Here is a 19689-nt window from a genome sequence, read left to right as displayed (position 1 = left end):
CCGCCGTTCAGACCCTTCTGAACGGCGGTCTTGGCATACGGGGCGACGTGCGGCGGCAGGTGCCCCCGCCGATCGTGCGAGGCAAGCAACTCGGCGGGGAACACTCTGATCCGGCCTAAACCTCCAGCAGGCTGATGACGCCGCCCTGCGGGTCACGGATCGTCGCGATAGTGCCGGCTTCCTCGACGTCCTCCGGCTCCACCAGGACGACGCCGCCCGCCTCCGTGGCCGCAGCCACGGCTGCGGCGGCGCTGGGCACTCCGAAATAGACCTGCCAGCCCGGCTGGAGGTTGTCCTCCCCCGCGGGAACCGTCGCGATCCCGGCCACCTCGGCGCCGCCCGCCATCAGCGTCGTGTAGGTGCCGCCGTCGTCCTGCGGGTACTCGGTGACCTCATGCCCGAACAGCTGCTGGAAAAGCCCGACGGCGGCCTGCGGCTCGGGCGTGAGCAGTTCCGCCCACGCCAGGGCGCCGGGTTCCTCCATCCGTGCCGTGCCGACGTGGCTGCCGGCCTGCCAGACCCCGGTCGTCCCTCCGCCGGGCGGGGCAAAGAAGACCATGACGCCGGTGTCGGCCACGGCCTCGGGACCGAATTCCAGCGCCCCGCCGGCGTGCGGTACCTCGGCGGCGAGTTCCGCGGCGTCGTCCGCCGCGAAGTACACGTTCCACTGGGCCGGTGTCCCCGCTTCCTGCTGCTGCGGGTTCTGCGGGGCGATCACGCCGACCAGGTCGTGATCCAGGAATGCCATGGCGTAGCTGCGGCCGTCAGGGGTGGGCTGGTCTTCGTAGCGCCAGCCGAAGAGCGCGGCGTAGAAGCCTTTCGCCGCATCCACGTCCGGGGTCTGCAGGTCCGCCCAGCAGATCTCGCCGTGGGCGAATCCGGTGCGCTTGGTCATGGTCTTCCTTCCGCAGGCGTCCGCCGCGCGGGCGTGGCGGCGTCATCAACCTAGCCCGGCACCGCCGGGCCGACAAGCCCGGAGCATCGCCGCAAGAAAAAAGCCCGCCGGGCGCGCCCAGCACAGGGCACGGCCGACGGGCCTGGAAAAACTAGGATGGCTTCCTTGCGGCAGGAAACCGGGGAAGGAGCGACTAACCGATGCGGCGGGTGTCTACCTCGTCGTCGTCATCGTCCAAATCGTCCGCGTACTTATCCACATAGGCCGAATAGTCCGGTTCAACCGGCTCGTCCTTGAAGTGGTTCGAGGCACGACTTCCCGGGCCCGTGAGCTCGCGCTGAAGGGCCGAATAGTCAGTGTTCGGGGAGTAGTACTTGATGTCCCGAGCCTGCTTGGTAGCTTTTGCCTTTTGACGGCCGCGCCCCATGGCGTGACCCCCTTTTGTACTTGGACCGGAGGTGGTCACCTTGGCTGTCGGTGAGGCCCCGGAATGATTGGTCAATTTGTCGTACACCTAGATTACATGCTTTCGGCTGGTACTGCTTGCCGCCGGAGCCATGGTGGACAGTGTCGTCCGTCCCATCGAGTGACCGGCCGGCGCCGGCGTGCATGCAGGCCCGGCAGCATCTTCGATAGAGTCTCTTGACGGGTTCCCGGAAACAGGACCCGCGACCGGCCGCCCGGCCCCTTACGCAAACGCACGGAAGAGGTGAATTCCCGAGTGACCGACAAGCCTGCGAGCGAGGAAACCGCCAGGCGCGGCGACGCCGGAATGCCTAACGGTTCCCGCCCGGAGCCCTCCGCAGGACAACCGAACGGCCCCTCAGCCGCGGCCCAGTCGGGCCGCCCTGCCGTGCATATCCCGCCGCGCCCTTCGGCGCCGCCGACGTCGGCCATGCCGGCCGTTCCCCGCGCAGACTCCGCGGCTCCCGGGGAAGTTCCTCCTTCCCGCACCTCCCCCGCATCAGCCGCACCGTCCGCAGCTCCGGCCGCCCCGCAGGCTCCCGAGCGCCGCGCCGCCGATCCCGCACCGTCCGCTCCGGCCTCTCCGGCCGCCCCGCGGCAGACCGCTGAGCGCCGCACGGCTGGTAAGCCCACGGCCCGCAAGACCACCTCCGGAGCCTCCCAGCTGGGAAAGCTGCTCGCCACCCAGGGGACCCGGCTCCGCGGCGCGGTGGGACCCGGCGTCCGCCGCCTGCGTGCCGAGGCCGGGCCGCGCGCCCGGCGCCTCGGCCAGGCCGTGCGGACCACCGGGCTGCGGCTGGGCCCGGCACGGGTCGCCGCCGCCGTGGCCGCCGTCGTGGTGCTGGGCCTGGTGGCCTGGTGGCTTACGGCGCTGGCCGCGTCGAAACATGAACCGACCGCCGGGGCAGCGTCCGCCGCAGCACCGTCGGCACCCGCCTCCGCGGAGGCGTCGGCGCCGCCGTCGCCCGCAGCCCGCGGCGCCCTTCCGCTGGAGGGCGTGAACCCGTTGGACTTCCAGCTGGGTGACTGCTTCAAGGACTTCGACGCGAGCGCACCGACGGCGACCGTCGTCGCCTGCTCCACTGGCCATTCGGCGCAGCTCGTCGCCGTGGACCGTTACGGCGCCGACGACGCCTACCCCGGCCGGGATCCGCTGAAGCAGAAGGCGCTGGATACCTGCAAGGCGGCACCGCTGACCGACAAGTCGGCCAGCTACGACTTCAGCTACAAGCTGGCCTACCCCAGCGCGTCCAGCTGGAACTCCGGCGACCGGCGGGTGGACTGCTACTTCGTGGCCGACGGCGGCAACGTCATCAAGGAATCCCTGATCCCCCGGCTCTAGGTTTAGGCAACTCCCCCAGGGCCGCCGGATCGCCGCCTGCAAGCGCGTGACCTGCGGGCCGCTGGCGTCGGTGGTATCGTCGCAGGCTTGTGCCGGGCAGTCGGCCGGGCACACCTGTTGGGGAGGCGTGCACGTGGTTGGCTTTGGTTTTGGGATTCTCTACTTCGCAGTGATGGCGGTGCTGGTGGGGCTGGCCGTCTACGCCCTCGTGCTTCTCATCATCTTCCTGCGGCTCCGCATCCGAGACCTCAAGGCCGCGCAGGGGCCGGGGTCCGGCGCCGGGCCGGTGGCCTGATGCGGATGACGAAGGCCAAGTTCCTGCGGGTCCTGGCAGTCTTTGCCGCCGGGTACCTGCCGTACGCCTTCCTCTGGCGTTCGACCGGGGCCGTCACCGCTTTCCTGATCGGCGCGGCGGTCGCCGTGGCGGTGGCGCTGGTCATCCGCTGGCGGGAAACCCGCGCCGGCGACCCGCGCTAGGACCCACACGCGTCAGACGGGCGGATCCGGCTAAGCTGGGCGCATGATTTTGGGGGGCGCGGCCGCGGAGCCGCTTGTGCACATCAAAGATTTTCGGATGGACTTCGGCGACAAAACGGTCGTCAAAGACCTGTCTTTCGACGTCCGCGCCGGCGAGACCTTCGGATTTCTCGGCAGCAACGGGTCCGGGAAAACCACCACCCTCCGCGCCCTGCTGGGCATCTACCAGCCCACCGCGGGGACCTTGCACATCGGGGGTAAGCCGTTCGCACCCCGGGACGGGGCCAGGCTCGGCTACCTGCCGGAGGAGCGCGGGCTTTACAAGAAGGAAGCCGTTCTCGATGTCATGGTCTACTTCGGCCGGCTCAAGGGTTTGGACAAGAACCGCGCCAAGGCGTGGTCGCGGGAATACCTGGACCGAGTCGATCTGGCCGACAAGGCTTCCACCGGGCTGGACAAGCTCTCCGGCGGCCAGCAGCAAAAGGTCCAGCTTGGTGTGACGATCATGAATGAGCCCGAACTCCTGATCCTTGACGAACCCACTAAGGGCTTCGACCCGGTCAACCGGCGCCTGCTGATGGACATCATCGAAGAGCAGAAACTCGCGGGGGCGACGGTTGTGCTCGTCACCCATCAGATGGAGGAGGTCGAGCGGCTATGCGACCGGGTGATCCTGCTCAAGGACGGCACGGCGCGCGCTTACGGCACTGTCGCTGAGGTCCAGGAACAGTTCGGCGGCACCCGCTACCGGCTCTCCTACACCGGGCGGCTGCCCGCGTCGGAGCTGTACGACGTCGTACTGGACACCGGCGGCGACGCCGAACTCTCTCCCCGGCCCGGCGGCGACGAGGCTACGGTTTTGCGCACCCTGATCGAGCGCGGCGTGGCAGTACGGTCCTTCGCCACCGCGCGCACCTCTTTGGATGAGGTTTTCATCAAGGTTTACGGCGAACAGCACGAACTGGCAGAGGTCTGAACCCATGACACAGCACACCGCACCGCCCCCGTCCGCGCCGCCCGCGCCGAAGTCCGAGAGTGCGCCGGTTGGCGTCCCGAAGCGCCCCTTCGCCCGCCACAACCTGGGGACCGTCGTCGAGTTCGAATTCACGCGCACCCTGAAGAAGCGGGGATTCTGGATCGCCACCCTCGCCATCCCCGTGGTCATCGCGATCGTCTTCGGCCTCGTGTACCTGAGCAACTCCTCCACCTCGGCCAGCGCCGATGCCCAGAAGACCGCGTCGATGTCCTTCACCTACACCGACGACTCTGGACTCATTTCCCCGCAGGTCGCGGCGGCCATGGGGGGACAACGGGCCACGGATGGCGCGGCCGCTCTCCGGGACGTGCAGGAGGGCAAGAGCGACGCCTTCTTCGCGTACCCGGCCCAGCCCGCCACCGAGGTAGTCAAGGTCTACGGGGCGGACAAGGGCATCTTTGAGAACAACAAGTACGACGCCGTCGCCAAGCAGCTGCTCACGGCCTCCGCACAGGCTGCGGTCGGTTCGCCCCAGCTGAACGCCGCGGCTAGCGGTGCCATCAAGACCGAGGCCAAGACATTTAAGGACGGGCGGCAGACCGGCGGCTTCGGCTCCGCGATTCCGCCGCTGACATTCCTGGTGATCTTCTACGTCTCGATCATCCTGCTTTCCAACCAGATGCTGAGCAGCACCTTGGAGGAGAAGGAGAACCGGGTCACGGAGATGATCCTCACCACGCTCAATCCAACCACTCTGATCATCGGCAAGGTCGCGGCACTGTTCCTGGTGGGGCTGGTACAGATCCTCGTCTTCCTCACGCCTATTGTCGTGGGCTTCGTGTTCTTCCGCGACAAGCTGGCCATCCCGGACTTCGACCTCTCCTCCATCAGCTTTGAACCGGGCACAATGATCGTGGGCGCCTTACTGCTGCTGGGCGGCTTCACCGTCTTCACGGGTGTCCTGGTCGCGATCGGCGCCGTCATGCCCACCACCAAGGACGCCGGCACGATCTTCGGCCCGCTGATGGGACTGATCTTCGTTCCGTTCTACGCAGTCAGCCTCATCATCTCCGACCCCCGCGCCCCCATCGTGCAGATTTTCACCTATTTCCCACTGTCGGCGCCCATCACCGCACTGCTCCGCAACGCCTTTGGCACTCTCAGCCCGCTTGAATCCGTCATCATCATTGCGGAACTCTTCATCGTCGGCATCCTCATCCTCAGGCTGGCAGCGCATCTCTTCCGGTACGGGTCGATCCACTACTCGGGCAAGCTCTCCATCGCGGGAACATTCCGCAAACGCGAGGCTTCCGCCGCAAAATAGCCGCCCGGACCGGGCACGCGAAAGGGCTGCCGCCGTCGTCGGACGGCTGCAGCCCTTCGCGTTTGCTTGCACGGACGCCGTGGAGCCTTAGCGGCTACTCCTTGCGCCGGACCGAGAGCCCGGAGCCGCTGGAGGCGCCGCCGCCCGGGCGGTCGGACACCTCCGGACCGCCCATCGTCAGCTCCATCAAATCCGGCGCGGTATCCACGACGACCGTGTCGCCGTCGGAGATCTCGCCGGCCAGGATGGCCTTGGCCAGCCGGTCGCCGATCTCGCGCTGGACCAGGCGGCGCAGCGGCCGGGCACCGTACGCCGGGTCGAAGCCGGTGACGGCCAGCCAGGCGCGCGCCCCCTCGGACACTTCCAGCGTCAGGCGGCGGCCCTTGAGCCGTTCGCCCAGCTCCTTGACCTGCAGTTCCACGATTTCGGCGAGCTCTTCGACGCTCAGCGGGTCGAACAGCACCACCTCGTCGAGCCGGTTCAGGAACTCCGGCTTGAAGGACGCGTGCACGGTCGCCATGACAGCGTCGCGCTTGGCGGCAGCGTCGAGGTTAGGGTCCACCAGGAACTGGCTGCCCAGGTTGGAGGTCAGCACCAGGATGACGTTGCGGAAGTCCACGGTGCGGCCCTGCCCGTCGGTGAGGCGGCCGTCGTCGAGCACCTGCAGCAGGATGTCGAAGACTTCCGGATGCGCCTTCTCCACCTCGTCGAGCAGCAGCACGGAGTACGGACGACGGCGGACGACCTCGGTCAGCTGGCCGCCCTCCTCGTAGCCCACGTAGCCGGGAGGCGCCCCGACGAGCCGGGCCACGGAGTGCTTCTCCGAGTACTCGGACATGTCGATCCGCACCATGGCGCGTTCGTCGTCGAACAGGAAGTCGGCCAGCGACTTGGCCAGCTCGGTCTTGCCGACGCCGGTCGGGCCCAGGAAGAGGAACGAGCCGGTGGGCCGGTTGGGGTCGCTGATGCCCGCGCGGGCGCGGCGCACGGCGTCGGACACGGCGGTGACGGCCTTGGTCTGGCCGATCAGCCGCTCGCCCAGGACGTGCTCCATGTCCAGCAGCTTCTGGCTTTCGCCCTGCAGCATGCGGCCGGCCGGGATGCCGGTCCAGGCGGAGATCACCTCGGCGATATCGTCCGCGGTGACCTCGTCGGCGACCATCTGCCCGGACTTGTCGGGCACCGCCGCCTCGGCCTCCGCCGCGGCGGTGAGTTCGCGCTCCAGGGCCGGAATCTCGCCGTAGAGGATCCGTGACGCCGCCTCGAGGTCGCCCTCACGCTGGGCCTTGTCCGCCGTCGAGCGCAGCTCATCCAGCTTGGCGCGCAGGTCACCGACCCGGTTCAGGCCGGCCTTCTCCGCCTCCCAGCGGGCGTTCAACGCGGCGAGCTCTTCCTTCTTGTCCGCCATGTCCGACCGCAGCGCGGCCAGCCGCTCCACCGACGCCGGATCGGTCTCGCCGGCCAGGGCCAGCTCCTCCATGGTCAGCCGGTCCACCTGGCGGCGCAGCTGGTCGATCTCCTCCGGGGCGGAGTCGATTTCCATCCGCAGGCGGGACGCGGCCTCGTCCACCAGGTCGATCGCCTTGTCCGGCAGCTGCCGGCCGGAGATGTACCGGTTGGACAGGGTGGCCGCGGCCACGAGCGCGGAGTCGGCGATGGAAACCTTGTGGTGGGCCTCGTAGCGTTCCTTGAGTCCGCGGAGGATGCCGATCGTGTCGTCCACGCTCGGCTCGCCCACGAAGACCTGCTGGAAGCGGCGTTCCAGGGCCGGGTCCTTCTCGATGTTTTCGCGGTATTCGTCCAGCGTGGTGGCGCCGATCAGCCGCAGCTCGCCGCGGGCCAGCATGGGCTTGAGCATGTTGCCAGCGTCCATCGAGCTGTCCCCGGAGGCGCCCGCCCCCACCACGGTGTGGAGCTCGTCGATGAAGGTGACGATCTGGCCCTCGGAGCTCTTGATCTCCTCCAGCACCGCCTTCAGCCGCTCCTCGAACTCGCCGCGGTACTTGGCGCCGGCCACCATGGAGGCCAGGTCCAGGGCGATCAGGGTCTTGCCGCGCAGACTCTCGGGCACGTCGCCGGCGACGATCCGCTGGGCCAGGCCCTCGACGACGGCGGTCTTGCCGACGCCGGGCTCGCCAATGATCACCGGGTTGTTCTTGGTGCGACGGCTGAGGACCTGGATGATGCGGCGGATCTCGGCGTCACGGCCGATCACCGGGTCCAGCTTCCCGGAGCGCGCGATCGCGGTCAGGTCCGTGCCGAACTTCTCCAGGGCCTGGAAGGTGTTTTCCGGGTCGGCGTTGTCCACCTTGCGGTCACCGCGGACCCCGGGCAGGGCCGCCAGCAGCGCCTCGTGCGAGGCGCCGGCCTCGCGCAGCAGGCGCCCGACGTCGTCGCTCCCTGCCGCCAGCCCCAGCAGCAGGTGCTCGGTGGAGACGAAGGTGTCGCCGAGGCGCTCGGCCTCGTTCTGCGCGTTCTTGATGGCCTGCATCGCGGTGCGGGACAGCTGGGCCTGCTGCACCGAACTGCCCGAGGTGGACGGCAGCGCCTTGATCGCGGTGCTCGCCTGGACGCTGACGGTGTCCGGGTCGGTTCCGGTGGCCCGGAGGAGCGCGACGGCGACCCCCTCGCGCTGGTCCATCAACGCCTTGAGCAGGTGCGCGGGTTCCAGCTGCGGGTTGCCCGCCGTCGAGGCGTTCATGGCGGCGGCCGAAAGAGCCTCCTGGCTCTTGGTGGTGAATTTGGCGTCCAAAGAGAGCTCCTTCCGGGGATAAGACTGTCGTCAAAGTTGAGTCTATCCCGCTCAACTCTGGATTGAGTGCCTTTGGTTCCATGTTTGCCCACGGCGAAACACCTGTCTAGGGTCGCGCGGCGGGACATGCCCGACCCTCGGGTGAGCCGCGGCCCGGGGGCTGACTCACGCCCGACCCCGCGACCGGACATGCCCATTCTTCAGGCCAACCAACGGGCATGGTCCGTCATGCTCACAGGTCGGCATCCGCGACGGGCATGTCCACCAGGGCAGGCTACGGTACATGCCCAGCGCAGACGTCAGCCGGTGGGCATAAGCCACTATGCCCACCGGCCGAGCCGAGGGATGGGCATGTCCGTCTCGGCAGACAGCGGGCAGGCATGTCCGCCGGGGAGGGGATGGGCATGTCCGGCGGGGAGTCCGCGAGACGGGCCTGAGCCCGGCAGACCCCCGGAAAGCAAGCCGGCTACTTAACGTTGCTTAACGCTGAAACCGCTCATTACTGTAACTGAGGTCACAAGGACGCGAACCGGCGCGAAGGAGGGTCAGGATGCAGGCACATGCCGCCGCCGCTACCAGCGACGGCCCGGTTGCCCCGGTTTCCGCGGCCGCCGTCGCCCGGGCGGCAGGGGTCTCCCCCGCCGCGGTGTCCTATGTCCTGAACGGCAAGGGCGGCGTCTCGCCGGAGACCCGGCGCCACATCATCCACGTGGCGAACGAGCTTGGCTTCAGGCCCCGTAAGTCCTCCCACTCCACCGACCTGCAACGCACCCGGGTGGTGGGCCTTATCCTGCCGAACATCATCAACCCGATGTTCCCGCGCTGGGCCCAGGGCGTGATCTCCGCGGCGGCGGACTCCGGCTACGAGGTCTTCGTGGCCACCACCCAGGACGACCCCGAGGTCCTGGCGCAGGTCACCGCGACGCTCGCGAACCGGGCCGTCGACGGCGTCATCCTCGCCGCCTCGCTCCGGGACGATGCCCGCGCCCTCCGCACCCTCAGAGCCGCCCGGATCCCCTACGTCTGCCTGTCCCGCCGCGCCGACTTCCTCGACTCGGACTTCGTCGGAATCGACGACGACGCCGCGGCCACCGTCCTAATGCAGCACATGCTCGGCCACGGCTACACCGAGATCGCCACGGTGATCGGCCCGCGGGTGTCCACCGCCTCGCTGGCCCGGGAACAGGCGTTCGTGCGGACGGCCGCTGCCGCCGGCGTCGTGATCAGCGGGGACCGCAAGATCAGCACCCGGGTCAACAACGAGGGCGGCCGGCTCGCCGCCGAGCGGCTCTTCGCCTCCGGGACGCCGCCGCAGGCTGTGGTCTGCGGCAGCGACGAACTGGCCATCGGCGTCATGGAATATGCCATGGCCCGCGGCCTGCGGATCCCCGACGACGTCGCCGTCGCCGGCTGCGACGGGCTCCCGCACAGCCGCTCCGGCCTGATCAACCTCACCAGCATCGTCCAGCCGCAGCAGGAAATGGCCCACGAAGCCTTCGCCATGCTGCTGCAACGCATCGACGCCCCGTCCCGCAGCTACACCTCACTGGTGTGCCCGCACCGCCTCCATATCGGCCGCACCTGCGGCTGCACGCCGGCAATTCCCTGACCTTCCTGACCACCCAGACACGCACCGCACCCCCCAAGGGCTTCTCCAACGCTGCCCGCTGTCCACCGTCACCCTGACCCAATCCAAGGACCCACCCATGTCAGTTGTATCCGCACCAACGAAGATGCGCACACCGCAGGAAATAAACGGCGTGATCCTCCGCAGGGTCATGCCGCTGCTGATCGGCGCCTACATCATGGCCTTCCTGGACCGCACCAACATCGGTATGGCCAAGGACCGCCTCGAAATCGACCTCGGCATCTCCGCCACCGCCTACGGCATCGGCGCCGGCCTGTTCTTCCTGACCTACGCCCTCTCGGAGATCCCCTCCAACCTCATCATGCACAAGGTCGGCGCCCGCTTCTGGATCATGCGGATCATGATCACCTGGGGCCTGATCTCCGCCGGCATGGCCTTCGTGCAGGGCGAGTGGTCCTTCTACATCATGCGCATGCTGCTCGGCGTCGCCGAGGCCGGGCTCTTCCCCGGCGTGATGTACTTCCTGACCCAGTGGTTCGTGGTCAAGGACCGGGCCAAGGCCAACGGCATGTTCCTCCTCGGCGTCTCCATCGCCAACATCGTCGGCGCCCCGCTCGGCGGCCTGCTGCTGACCCTCGACGGCCTGGGCGGCCTGCACGGCTGGCAGTGGATGTTCCTGGTCGAGGGCCTGCCCGCCTGCATCCTCGCCTATGTCGTCTGGAAGAAGCTCCCGGACCGGCCCAGCAAGGCCACCTTCCTCAGCGCCGAGGAAGCCGCCGACCTCGAGGCCCGCATTGCCGCCGAGGAAAAGGCCGGCGCCAAGGCCTCCGGCAACCACCGCCTGCGCGACGTCCTCAAGGACAAGCAGATCCTGCTGGTGGTGGGCGTCTACTTCACCCATCAGATCGCCGTTTACGCCCTGTCCTACTTCCTGCCCTCGATCATCGGCACGTACGGGAAGCTCAACCCGCTCCAGATCGGCCTGCTGACCGCCATCCCGTGGATCTTCTCCGCCGCCGGCGCCCTGCTGGTGCCCCGCTTCGCCACCGACGGCAGGCGCTCCCGCCTTCTCGTCACCGGCACCATGATCGGCATCATCGCCGGCTTCGCCCTCGGCGCCGTCGGCGGACCGCTGCTCGGCATGATCGGCTTCTGCCTGGCCGCGTTCAACTTCTTCGCCCTGCAGCCGATCCTCTTCACCTACCCGGCCACCCGCCTCACCGGCGCCGCCCTCGCCGGCGGCATCGCCTTCGTCAACACCATCGGCCTGCTCGGCGGATTCCTCGGCCCCTATGTCATGGGCTTCATGCAGGACGCCACCGGCTCCAAGCTCTCCGGCCTGTGGTTCATCGTGGGCATGTGCGTCATCGGGGCGCTGCTGTCGCTGATGCTCAAGCGCGGCACCGAGAAGCCCGACGCCGTCCCCGCCGCCCACTAGGCGCCCGACGGCGGCGCCCGCCACGGACACCGCCCGCCATGGATACCGCCACGTCGCACCGCCGGCACGCACGCAGCGTGCCGGCGGCCCGACCCCCGAACCACCACCGCTAGGAAACACCATGGATTTCACCGCCAAACGCGTCCTCGTCACCGCCGGAGCCAACGGCATCGGCCTGGCCATCGCGAACAAGTTCCAGCAGCTCGGCGCCAACGTCTTCGTCACCGACATTGACCCCGACGCCGTCGAAAAGGCCCGCGTCAACGGCTTGGCCGCCGCGGTCAGCGACGTCTCCGACGAGGCCCAGGTCCGCGACCTCATGGCCACGGTGGCCGCGGAGCTGGGCGGACTGGACGTGCTGGTCAATAACGCCGGCATCGCAGGGCCGACCGGACCCCTTGAGACCCTTGATGCGGACGCCTGGAAGGCCACCTTCGACGTCAACATCCACGGCCAGTTCTACTGCATCAAGCACGCCCTGCCGCTGCTCCGTCAGGGCACCGGCGCCTCGATTGTGAACCTCTCATCGGCGGCCGGCCGGCTGGGAATGGCCGGGCGCAGCGCATATTCGGCCTCGAAGTGGGCCGTCGTCGGGCTGACCAAGACGCTCGCGATCGAGCTTGGCCCGGACCGGATCCGGGTCAACGCGATCTGCCCCGGCGCGGTCAACGGCCCCCGGATCGACGCCGTCATTTCCGCCAAGGCGCAGATGCTGGGCCTCCCGACGGAGCAGGTCTCCGAGCTGTACCACAACCAGTCCTCGCTGGGCCGGCTGATCGAAGCCGAGGACATCGCCAACATGGCCGCCTTTGCCGCGAGCGACCTGGCCCGCAACGTCAACGGCCAGGCCCTCGCCGTCGACGGCAACACCGAAAAGCTGTACTGAGCCCCGAAGGAGCGACCCCCATGGCTGCTGCACGCAAAGTCATCATCACCAGCGCCGTCACCGGCGCGATCCACACCCCGTCCATGTCCCCGCACCTGCCGGTGTCCCCGGATGAGATCGCCGACGCCGCGATCGGCGCCGCGGAGGCCGGCGCCGCGATCGTGCACATGCACGCCCGCGACCCGAAGGACGGCCGTCCCTCACAGGATCCGGAGCACTTTGCCCCGATCCTGGACAAGCTCAAGCGCAACACCGATGCCGTCATCAACATCACCACCGGCGGCTCCCCCCACATGACCGTCGAGGAGCGCATGCAGCCGGCCGCGCTGTTCAAGCCCGAACTGGCCTCGCTGAACATGGGTTCGATGAACTTCGGCCTCTACCCGATGCTGGACCGCTTCACCGAGTTTGGCCACGAGTGGGAGCGCGAAGGCCTCGAGAAGAGCCGCGACCTGGTCTTCAAGAACACCTTCCAGGACATCGAAACCATCCTCGGCATCGGCAACGCGAACGGCACCCGGTTCGAATTCGAGTGCTACGACATCTCGCACCTGAACAATCTGGCCCACTTCCACGGGCGCGGCCTGGCCCGCGGCCCGCTGTTCGTCCAGTCCGTCTTTGGGCTGCTCGGCGGGATTGGCGCGCACCCGGAGGACTTGATGCACATGCGCCGCACCGCGGACCGGCTGCTCGGCGAGGACTACCAGTGGTCCATCCTGGGCGCCGGCAAGAACCAGATGCCGCTCGCCACAATCGGCGCAGCCATGGGCTCGCACGTCCGCGTCGGCTTGGAGGACTCGCTCTGGATCGGCCCCGGTCAGCTCGCGGCGTCCAACGCGGAGCAGGTCACCCGGATCCGGACCATCCTGGAGGCCCTCAACTTCGAGGTCGCCACTCCGGACGAGGCCCGCGAAATGCTGCAGCTCAAGGGTCGCGACCAGGTGGGATTCTAGGCCCGTGACCATCCTCGTCGCCCCGGACAGCTTCAAGGGCACCTTCGCCGCCGAGGCCGTCGCCGCCCACATCGCCGCCGGGATCCGGGCCGCGGGCGGGACCGCCGTCGAACTTCCGGTGGCCGACGGCGGCGAGGGAACCTTTGAGGTGCTCGTCCGGGGCCTGGACGCCCGCCGGGTCCGGGTCCGCACGGTGGGGCCCTGGGGCGACGACGTCGAGACGGTCGTTGCGCTGGCGGCGGACGGCACCGCCGTCGTCGAGCTCGCGTTCGCCAGCGGGCTCAACCTGCCCAGCACCGGTGACCGGGATCCCGTGCGGGCCAGCACCTACGGCACCGGGGTGCTGATGGCCGAGGCTGTCCGGCTGGGCGCCCGGCGGGTGCTGGTGGGCGCCGGCGGTTCCGCCACGACCGACGGCGGCGCCGGGGCCATCGCCGCGATCGAGGAACGCGGCGGGCTGGACGGTGCCGAGGTGGTCATCCTCAGCGACGTGACCACCCCCTTCGCCGACGCCGCCCGCGTCTTCGGCCCGCAGAAGGGCGCGGACCCGGCCACGGTGGAGGTCCTGACCCGGCGGCTCGAGGCGCAGGCGGACCGGTTCGCCCGCGAGCTGGGCCGCGACCCCCGGCCGGCGGCCAGGACCGGGGCGGCCGGGGGCTTTTCCGGCGGGATGTGGGCGCAGTACGGCGCCCGATTGGTTTCCGGTGCGGACTATGTCCTGGACCTGCTCGGCTTCGACGCCCTGGCCGCGGCGAGCACCGCGGTGGTGGCCGGCGAGGGCCGGCTTGACTCCCAGACCGGCCAGGGCAAGATCATCGCCGCCATCCTGGCCCGCAGCGGCACCACCCCGGTGTACGCCGTCGTCGGCTCCGTCCACGAGGATCTGGGCGGCTATGCGGACAACTTCGCCGGGGTGATCGTGGCCGGTGACGCGGACCGGATGAGGCGTGCCGGGTGGGAAATTTCCCGCGAGGTAGCGCCGCCCGCGCCGGACATGCCCACCGTTGCCGCCGGGCACTGGACATAATCCGCTATGTCCAGTGCCGGGCCGCAGGGCGGGGCATGTCCCGCCGGGGGTTCCTAGGCCCGGGCCTGCTTGACCAGCTCGGCGCAGCGTTCGCCGATCATCATCGTGGTGATGTTCGGGTTGACCGTGGTCAGTTCCGGCATGACCGAGGCGTCGGCCACCCGCAGCCCGCTCACGCCCTTGACCCGCAGTTCCGGGTCCAGCGGCGACATCCGGTCCTCCGGGGCGCCCATCCGCACGGTCCCCGCCGGGTGGTAGACCGTGTTGTGGGTCTTGCGGATATAGTCGGCGATCTGTTCGTCGGTCTGGATGGCCTCACCCGGGTAGAGCTCGGTGCCCACCCAGTCCGCCAGTGCCGGCTGCGCCGCGATCTCGCGGGCCTTGCGGATCCCGGCGATCATCACCCGCGTGTCGTGCGGGTCGGTGAAGTAGCGCGGATCCACCTTGGGCTTGTCCCGGAAGTCCTTGCTCCGCAGCTTCACCGTGCCGCGGGAGCGGGCGTGCGTGACGTTCGGGGTGAGGCAGAAGCCGTTCTCCGTCGTGGGGAAGCCCTGCCGGAGGGTGTGCATGTCGAACGGCACGGAACCGTAGTGGAACATCAGGTCCGGCCGGTCCAGGCCGACCTCGGTCGGGGTGAAGATCCCGGCCTCCCACCACTGCGTTGAGGTCTGGGTCATGGGCTGCTTGGCTTCCCACTGGATGACGCCCTCGGGGTGGTCCTGGAGGTGCTCGCCCACACCCGGGGAGTCCGCCCGGACCGGGATGCCGAATTCGGCCAACTGCTCCGCCGGCCCGATGCCGGAGAGCATCAGCAGCTTGGGCGAGTCGATGGCGCCGGCCGAGACGATGACCTCGGCCCGGGCGCCCAGCGCGTGGGTCTTGGCGAACGCGTTATCGACGACGGCGACGCCGGTGCAGCGGTTGGCGTCGTCGAAGGTCAGTTCCTTGGCGCGCAGCCCGGTGAGCAGCGTGAAGTTCTTCCGGTCCGTGATCGGGTGGATGTAGGACACGGACGAGGAGGACCGGGTGCCGTCGGCCCGGCGGTTGATCTGGAAGAACCCGGCGCCGTTGATGACCGTCTCGCCGGTGTTGAAGCGGACCTTGGGGATGCCGGACTGCTCGCAGGCATCCAGCAGTGCGCGGCCGGTGGGGTCCGACGGCGGGACGTTCATCAGGTGCACCGGTCCGCTGTCGCCGTGGTGCGGGGCGTCCGGGCCCGCGTCCTCGTTCGTCTCCAGCTGCTTGTAGAGCCGGTAGGCCATCTCGGCGTTCCAGCCCGTGGCGCCGAACTTCTGCTCCCACTCGTCGATGTCCTCGCGGGGTGCCCAGAACGCGATGCAGGAGTTGTGGCTGGAGCAGCCGCCCATGACCTTGGCCCGGGCGTGGCGCATGAACGAGTTGCCGTTCTCCTGCTCCTCAATCGGGTAGTCCCAGTCGTAGCCGGATTCCAGCAGTTCCATCCAGCGGTCCAGCTGCAGGATTTCGTCCACGCCGCGGTCGTCGGGCCCGGCCTCCACCAGCGCCACTTCCACCGCGGGGTCCTCGCTGAGCCGGGAGGCGACGGCCGCACCGGCGGACCCGCCCCCGATGACGATGTAATCGAAGTCGGTCTTGTCCAGCATGGTCATAGTGCTACTTCCCCTCTGCGGATGCGGAACGGTCGGCGAACCATCCCGTCACCTGCGGATCGATGTTGTGGTAGACGTGCTTGGCCTCCTGGTACTCGGCCAGGCCGGTGGGGCCCAGTTCCCGTCCGACGCCGGACTGCCCGAAGCCGCCCCATTCCGCCTGCGGCAGGTAGGGGTGGAAGTCGTTGATCCAGATGGTTCCGTGGCGCAGGGCGCGGGCGACGCGCTGGCCCTTGCCGGCGTCCTGGGACCAGACCGCCCCGGCGAGGCCGTAGTGGGTGTCGTTGCCGATCTTCACGGCTTCCTCTTCGGTGCGGAATGTCTCCACGGTGACCACGGGGCCGAAGGCCTCGTCGACCACCACGGACATGCCGCTCGTGACCTGGTCCAGGACCGTGGGCAGGTAGTAGAAGCCCTTCTCCAGCTCCCCCTCGCCCCAGGTGCCGCCGCAGCGCAGGCGGGCGCCCTCGGCCACACCCTTCTCCACATAGGCCGTGACCTTATCGCGGTGGGCCGCGGAGATCAGCGGCCCGGTCTCGGCCTCCGGGTCGAACGGCCCGCCCAGGCGGATCTGCCGGGCGCGGCGGACCAGGTCGTCGACGAACTGCTCCGCGATGGACTCCTCGACGATCAGCCGGGCTCCGGCGGAGCAGACCTGGCCGGAATGGACGAAGGCGGCGTTCAGCGCGTTGTCCAGTGCGGCGTCGAGGTCCGCGTCGGCGAACACGATGTTGGGGTTCTTGCCGCCCAGTTCGAGGGCCACCTTCTTGACCGTGCCGGCGGCGGCCGCGGCGATGGTCTTCCCGGTTTCCAGGCCGCCGGTGAAGGACACCAGGTCGACGTCGGGGTGGCTGGAGAGCACGGACCCGACGGTGGCGCCGGCCCCGAGGACCAGGTTGGCGACGCCGGCGGGCAGCCCGAGCTCCTGCAGCACGTCCATCATGAGGATGGAGGTGTGCGGGGTCAGTTCGCTGGGCTTGAGCACGAAGCTGCAGCCGGCGGCCAGCGCCGGCGCGATCTTCCAGGACGCCTGCAGGAGCGGGTAGTTCCACGGCGCAATCAGCGCGCAGACGCCGACGGGTTCGTACTCGATGCGGCTCACGACGGTGGCGCTGCCGGCGTCGACGACCCGGCCGGAGTCCTGGCCGGAGAGCTTGCCGAAGTACTCGAAGCAGTTGGCGATGTCGTCCATGTCGATTTCGCTCTCGGCCAGCCGCTTGCCGGTGTCCAGCGTCTCGGCCCGGGCAAATTCATCCTTGCGCTCGCGCAGCCGGTTGGCCACCTTGAGCAGGAACGAGCCGCGCTCCAGGGCGGAGGTGCCGGCCCATTCGCCGGAGTCGAACGCGGCGCGCGCCGCTTCCACGGCCCGGGCGGAATCCTGGGCGGTGCCCTCGGAGACCGTGCCCACCAGTTCGCCGTCGGCCGGGCAGTGGATGTCCCGGGTGCCGCCGTCGGATGCTGCGCTCCAGGCGCCGCCGATGAATAGCGTTGCGGTGGTCATTTTGTTGCCTCCTGCGTTTCGAAGTCTGATTCCCAATTGTCTTTGGCCATCTGGTCCTCGACCAGGACGGTGTTGCCCGGCGCTGCACGGTTCAGGTGCAGGAATTCCAGGTGCTGTTCGTAGTGGTCCAGGACGTCCGTGATGACCTGCTCCTTGGTGTAGCCCATGAGGTCGTAGCCGTGGCTGCCCTCAAGGGAGAACACTTCCATCCGGTAGTAGTGGTCCTCCGGGTCCGCCCGGCGGGTGGCATAGGAGGGGGTTTCGTACTGGACCGGGTAGATCTGGTACTTGAACGGGCGTTCCCCGCCCATGGCCAGCTGCAGGTCGATGCTGTCGATGCCGCAGGACTCGACCCGGGCCACGGAGAGGACGGTCTCGGCCCCCTGGGACCGGAGCTCCTCGCTGACCTCCTGCAGGGCCGGCAGGGCGATGGTCTCCACGAAGCGGTTCGTCTGCCGGCGGCCGGGGTAGCTCATCGCCCGGGTCAGCCGCTGGCGCCAGCTGCGCCCGCCCCGCTGCTCGCCGCCGGCACGGCCCGAGATGATGCCGGGCAGGCTGGCGCGGTAGCTGTCGTTGAGCGAGTTCTCCACCCGGAGGGCCCGGTAGAGCCCCAGCATGATGAAGACCAGCAGCAGTGACAGCGGCAGGCCCATGACGATCGTCGCGTTCTGCAGCGTGGTGACGCCGCCGACCATGAGCATGGCCAGCGTCAGCAGCCCGGTTGCAACAGCCCAGAACACCCGGAGCCACTCCGGTCCGTCCGAGTCGGCGTCCTTGAGGTGCGAGGTGAAGTTGGCCATGACCAGGGCGCCGGAGTCCGCGGAGGTCACGTAGAACAGCAGGCCCGTGAAGGTGGCCACCGCCGCGGTCACGGGGACGCCGGGGTACTCGGCGAGCAGGCTGTAGAAGCCGCGTTCCGGGTTGCTCATGGCTGCTTCGCCGAAGGCGGCGTTGCCGTTCATGATCAGGTCGATGCTGGAGTTTCCGAAGATGGAGATCCAGAGCAGGATGAACAGGAACGGGACGGTCATGGTGCCCAGCACGAACTGCCGGATGGTGCGGCCGCGGGAGATCCGGGCGAGGAACAGTCCGACGAAGGGGGCCCAGGCGATCCACCAGGCCCAGAAGAACAGCGTCCAGGCGTTGAGCCAGTCGGTCGGGCGGTCGTAGGCAAAGGTGTCCAGGGTCATGGCCGGGAAGCGGCTCATGACGTCGCCGATGTTCTGCACGATGCCGTCGAGCAGGAAGCTGGTCTTGCCGGCGAAGAGCACGAACAGCATCAGGGCGACGGCGAGCACGACGTTGAGTTCGGAAAGCCGCCGGATGCCCTTTTCCACCCCGGACATCACGGACACGGTCGCCATGACGACGGACAGCGCGATCAGGCCGATCTGGATTGCCAGGTTTTCCGGGACGCCGAACATGAAGTGCAGTCCGTAGTTCAACTGCACGACGCCGATGCCGAGCGAGGTGGCGATGCCGAAGATCGTGCCCAGCAGCGCCGCGATGTCGACGGCGTGTCCGATCGGGCCGTCGATTTTCTTGCCGAAGATCGGATACAGCGCCGAGCGGATGCTCAGGGGGAGGTTGTGGCGGTACGCGAAGTAGCCCAGCGCCAGGCCCATCAGGGCGTACAGCGCCCAGCCGGTGAGCCCGTAGTGGAACAGGGTCCAGACGAGGGCCTGGCGGGCTGCCTCCGGGTTGCTGCCCTCACCCTGCGGCGGGGCGAGGTACTGGCTGACGGGTTCGCTGACCGAGAAGAACATCAGGTCGATGCCGATTCCCGCGGCGAAGAGCATGGCGGCCCAGGTGAACATGCCGAACTGGGGCTTGGAGTGGTCGGGGCCCAGCTTGGTCTTGCCGACCCGGGAGAGCGCGGCCACGAGGACGAAGACCAGCGCGGCGGTCACGATCAGGAAGTAGTACCAGCCCATGTTGGTCGACACCCAGCCGACCAGCGAGCCGATGACGGCTTCGGCGTTGTCCTTGGCGAGGATGGCCCAGAGCGTGATCCCGACGACGCCGGTGGCCGAGCCGATGAAAACGCTCTTGTTGACCCGCGTTCTGCGCTCCCCGGCTCCATCCGGCTCACCGGGCGCGGCGGTCGAATTTGTCCTGACGGTGCTGCTCTGGCTCATGAATCCCATTTCAGTCGTTGAGGCTGCGGATGGGACGCCGGCGCGGGCAAGAGATGCGGAACGGCTGTTTTCAGCCGGAATCGGGGGCCTGGCGGCCGGCGTCCGTTGGGTCTGGCTTGGCCATCGACGCTAGCAATTTTGCGCAAAAAGTGCCGAATTTAGTGAAATTTGCCACGTTCGGCCCAAAAAGAAGCGATCCGATGGTCGGCTCCCCCAAGGAACCGACCATCGGATCGAAAAATGACTACCCACAAACTTTGTCATACATATGACAGATTTGTCACATCCAGTGCGGGCTG

General features: G+C 68.5%; 16 protein-coding genes. 10 read left to right on the top strand and 6 right to left on the bottom strand.

The window, feature by feature from the left end:
* Positions 1 to 115: 115 nt before the first annotated feature.
* Together ACTWLI_RS07515 and ACTWLI_RS07510 are read right to left on the bottom strand one after the other, a co-directional pair.
* Positions 116 to 895 carry a VOC family protein gene (locus tag ACTWLI_RS07515; protein WP_445156004.1) on the bottom strand — a complete coding sequence of 260 codons (780 nt, stop codon included), beginning with the start codon at positions 893 to 895 and terminating at the stop codon, positions 116 to 118.
* 193 nt (positions 896 to 1088) lie between these two features.
* Complete coding sequence (locus ACTWLI_RS07510) at positions 1089 to 1322, bottom strand: DUF3073 domain-containing protein (RefSeq protein WP_082574860.1); 234 nt, start codon at positions 1320 to 1322, stop codon at positions 1089 to 1091.
* 468 nt (positions 1323 to 1790) lie between these two features.
* On the opposite strand from ACTWLI_RS07510, the gene ACTWLI_RS07505 reads away from it, so the two are divergent.
* The 5 genes from ACTWLI_RS07505 to ACTWLI_RS07485 all read left to right on the top strand — a co-directional run bounded on the left by ACTWLI_RS07505 (position 1791) and on the right by ACTWLI_RS07485 (position 5479).
* Positions 1791 to 2702 carry a septum formation family protein gene (locus ACTWLI_RS07505; RefSeq protein ID WP_445156003.1) on the top strand — a complete coding sequence of 304 codons (912 nt, stop codon included), beginning with the start codon at positions 1791 to 1793 and terminating at the stop codon, positions 2700 to 2702.
* Between the two features lie 133 nt (positions 2703 to 2835).
* Positions 2836 to 2997 carry a hypothetical protein gene (locus ACTWLI_RS07500; RefSeq protein WP_445156002.1) on the top strand — a complete coding sequence of 54 codons (162 nt, stop codon included), beginning with the start codon at positions 2836 to 2838 and terminating at the stop codon, positions 2995 to 2997.
* Positions 2998 to 3002: 5 nt separating this feature from the next.
* Complete coding sequence (locus ACTWLI_RS07495) at positions 3003 to 3179, top strand: hypothetical protein (RefSeq protein WP_445156001.1); 177 nt, start codon at positions 3003 to 3005, stop codon at positions 3177 to 3179.
* 97 nt (positions 3180 to 3276) lie between these two features.
* The gene (locus ACTWLI_RS07490; protein WP_445156000.1) at positions 3277 to 4155 is read left to right on the top strand and encodes an ABC transporter ATP-binding protein; all 879 of its coding nucleotides are present in this window, start codon (positions 3277 to 3279) and stop codon (positions 4153 to 4155) included.
* 4 nt (positions 4156 to 4159) lie between these two features.
* Complete coding sequence (locus tag ACTWLI_RS07485; RefSeq protein WP_445155999.1) at positions 4160 to 5479, top strand: ABC transporter permease; 1320 nt, start codon at positions 4160 to 4162, stop codon at positions 5477 to 5479.
* A gap of 94 nt (positions 5480 to 5573) precedes the next feature.
* Here ACTWLI_RS07485 and clpB read toward each other — a convergent pair whose 3' ends face one another.
* Complete coding sequence (gene clpB / locus ACTWLI_RS07480; RefSeq protein ID WP_445155998.1) at positions 5574 to 8231, bottom strand: ATP-dependent chaperone ClpB; 2658 nt, start codon at positions 8229 to 8231, stop codon at positions 5574 to 5576.
* Positions 8232 to 8781: 550 nt separating this feature from the next.
* On the opposite strand from clpB, the gene ACTWLI_RS07475 reads away from it, so the two are divergent.
* The 5 genes from ACTWLI_RS07475 (at position 8782) to ACTWLI_RS07455 (ending at position 14123) form a co-directional block, all read left to right on the top strand.
* Positions 8782 to 9840: a LacI family DNA-binding transcriptional regulator gene (locus tag ACTWLI_RS07475; RefSeq protein ID WP_445155997.1), complete on the top strand. Its 1059-nt coding sequence runs from the start codon at positions 8782 to 8784 to the stop codon at positions 9838 to 9840.
* A gap of 97 nt (positions 9841 to 9937) precedes the next feature.
* Positions 9938 to 11257 carry an MFS transporter gene (locus ACTWLI_RS07470; RefSeq protein WP_445155996.1) on the top strand — a complete coding sequence of 440 codons (1320 nt, stop codon included), beginning with the start codon at positions 9938 to 9940 and terminating at the stop codon, positions 11255 to 11257.
* Positions 11258 to 11378: 121 nt separating this feature from the next.
* On the top strand, positions 11379 to 12143 hold the full coding sequence (locus tag ACTWLI_RS07465) for an SDR family oxidoreductase (RefSeq protein WP_445155995.1): 765 nt from the start codon (positions 11379 to 11381) through the stop codon (positions 12141 to 12143).
* Positions 12144 to 12163: 20 nt separating this feature from the next.
* Positions 12164 to 13096: a 3-keto-5-aminohexanoate cleavage protein gene (locus ACTWLI_RS07460; RefSeq protein WP_445155994.1), complete on the top strand. Its 933-nt coding sequence runs from the start codon at positions 12164 to 12166 to the stop codon at positions 13094 to 13096.
* 4 nt (positions 13097 to 13100) lie between these two features.
* Positions 13101 to 14123 carry a glycerate kinase family protein gene (locus tag ACTWLI_RS07455; protein WP_445155993.1) on the top strand — a complete coding sequence of 341 codons (1023 nt, stop codon included), beginning with the start codon at positions 13101 to 13103 and terminating at the stop codon, positions 14121 to 14123.
* A 53-nt stretch (positions 14124 to 14176) separates the two neighbouring features.
* Here ACTWLI_RS07455 and ACTWLI_RS07450 read toward each other — a convergent pair whose 3' ends face one another.
* The 3 genes from ACTWLI_RS07450 to betT are packed head-to-tail and all read right to left on the bottom strand — an operon-like array spanning position 14177 to position 19399.
* Positions 14177 to 15751 (bottom strand): GMC family oxidoreductase, encoded by a 1575-nt coding sequence (locus tag ACTWLI_RS07450; RefSeq protein ID WP_445155992.1) that lies wholly within the window; start codon positions 15749 to 15751, stop codon positions 14177 to 14179.
* A gap of 4 nt (positions 15752 to 15755) precedes the next feature.
* Positions 15756 to 17252: an aldehyde dehydrogenase family protein gene (locus ACTWLI_RS07445; RefSeq protein WP_445155991.1), complete on the bottom strand. Its 1497-nt coding sequence runs from the start codon at positions 17250 to 17252 to the stop codon at positions 15756 to 15758.
* Positions 17249 to 19399 carry a choline BCCT transporter BetT gene (gene betT, locus ACTWLI_RS07440; protein ID WP_445155990.1) on the bottom strand — a complete coding sequence of 717 codons (2151 nt, stop codon included), beginning with the start codon at positions 19397 to 19399 and terminating at the stop codon, positions 17249 to 17251. The genes ACTWLI_RS07445 and betT overlap by 4 nt, the downstream gene beginning before the upstream one ends.
* Positions 19400 to 19689 lie beyond the last annotated feature (290 nt).

The organism is Arthrobacter sp. Hor0625 (genome assembly GCF_052567525.1).
Note: the sequence above shows the minus strand (reverse complement) of the source record. Positions and strands in the feature narration are given on the sequence as shown.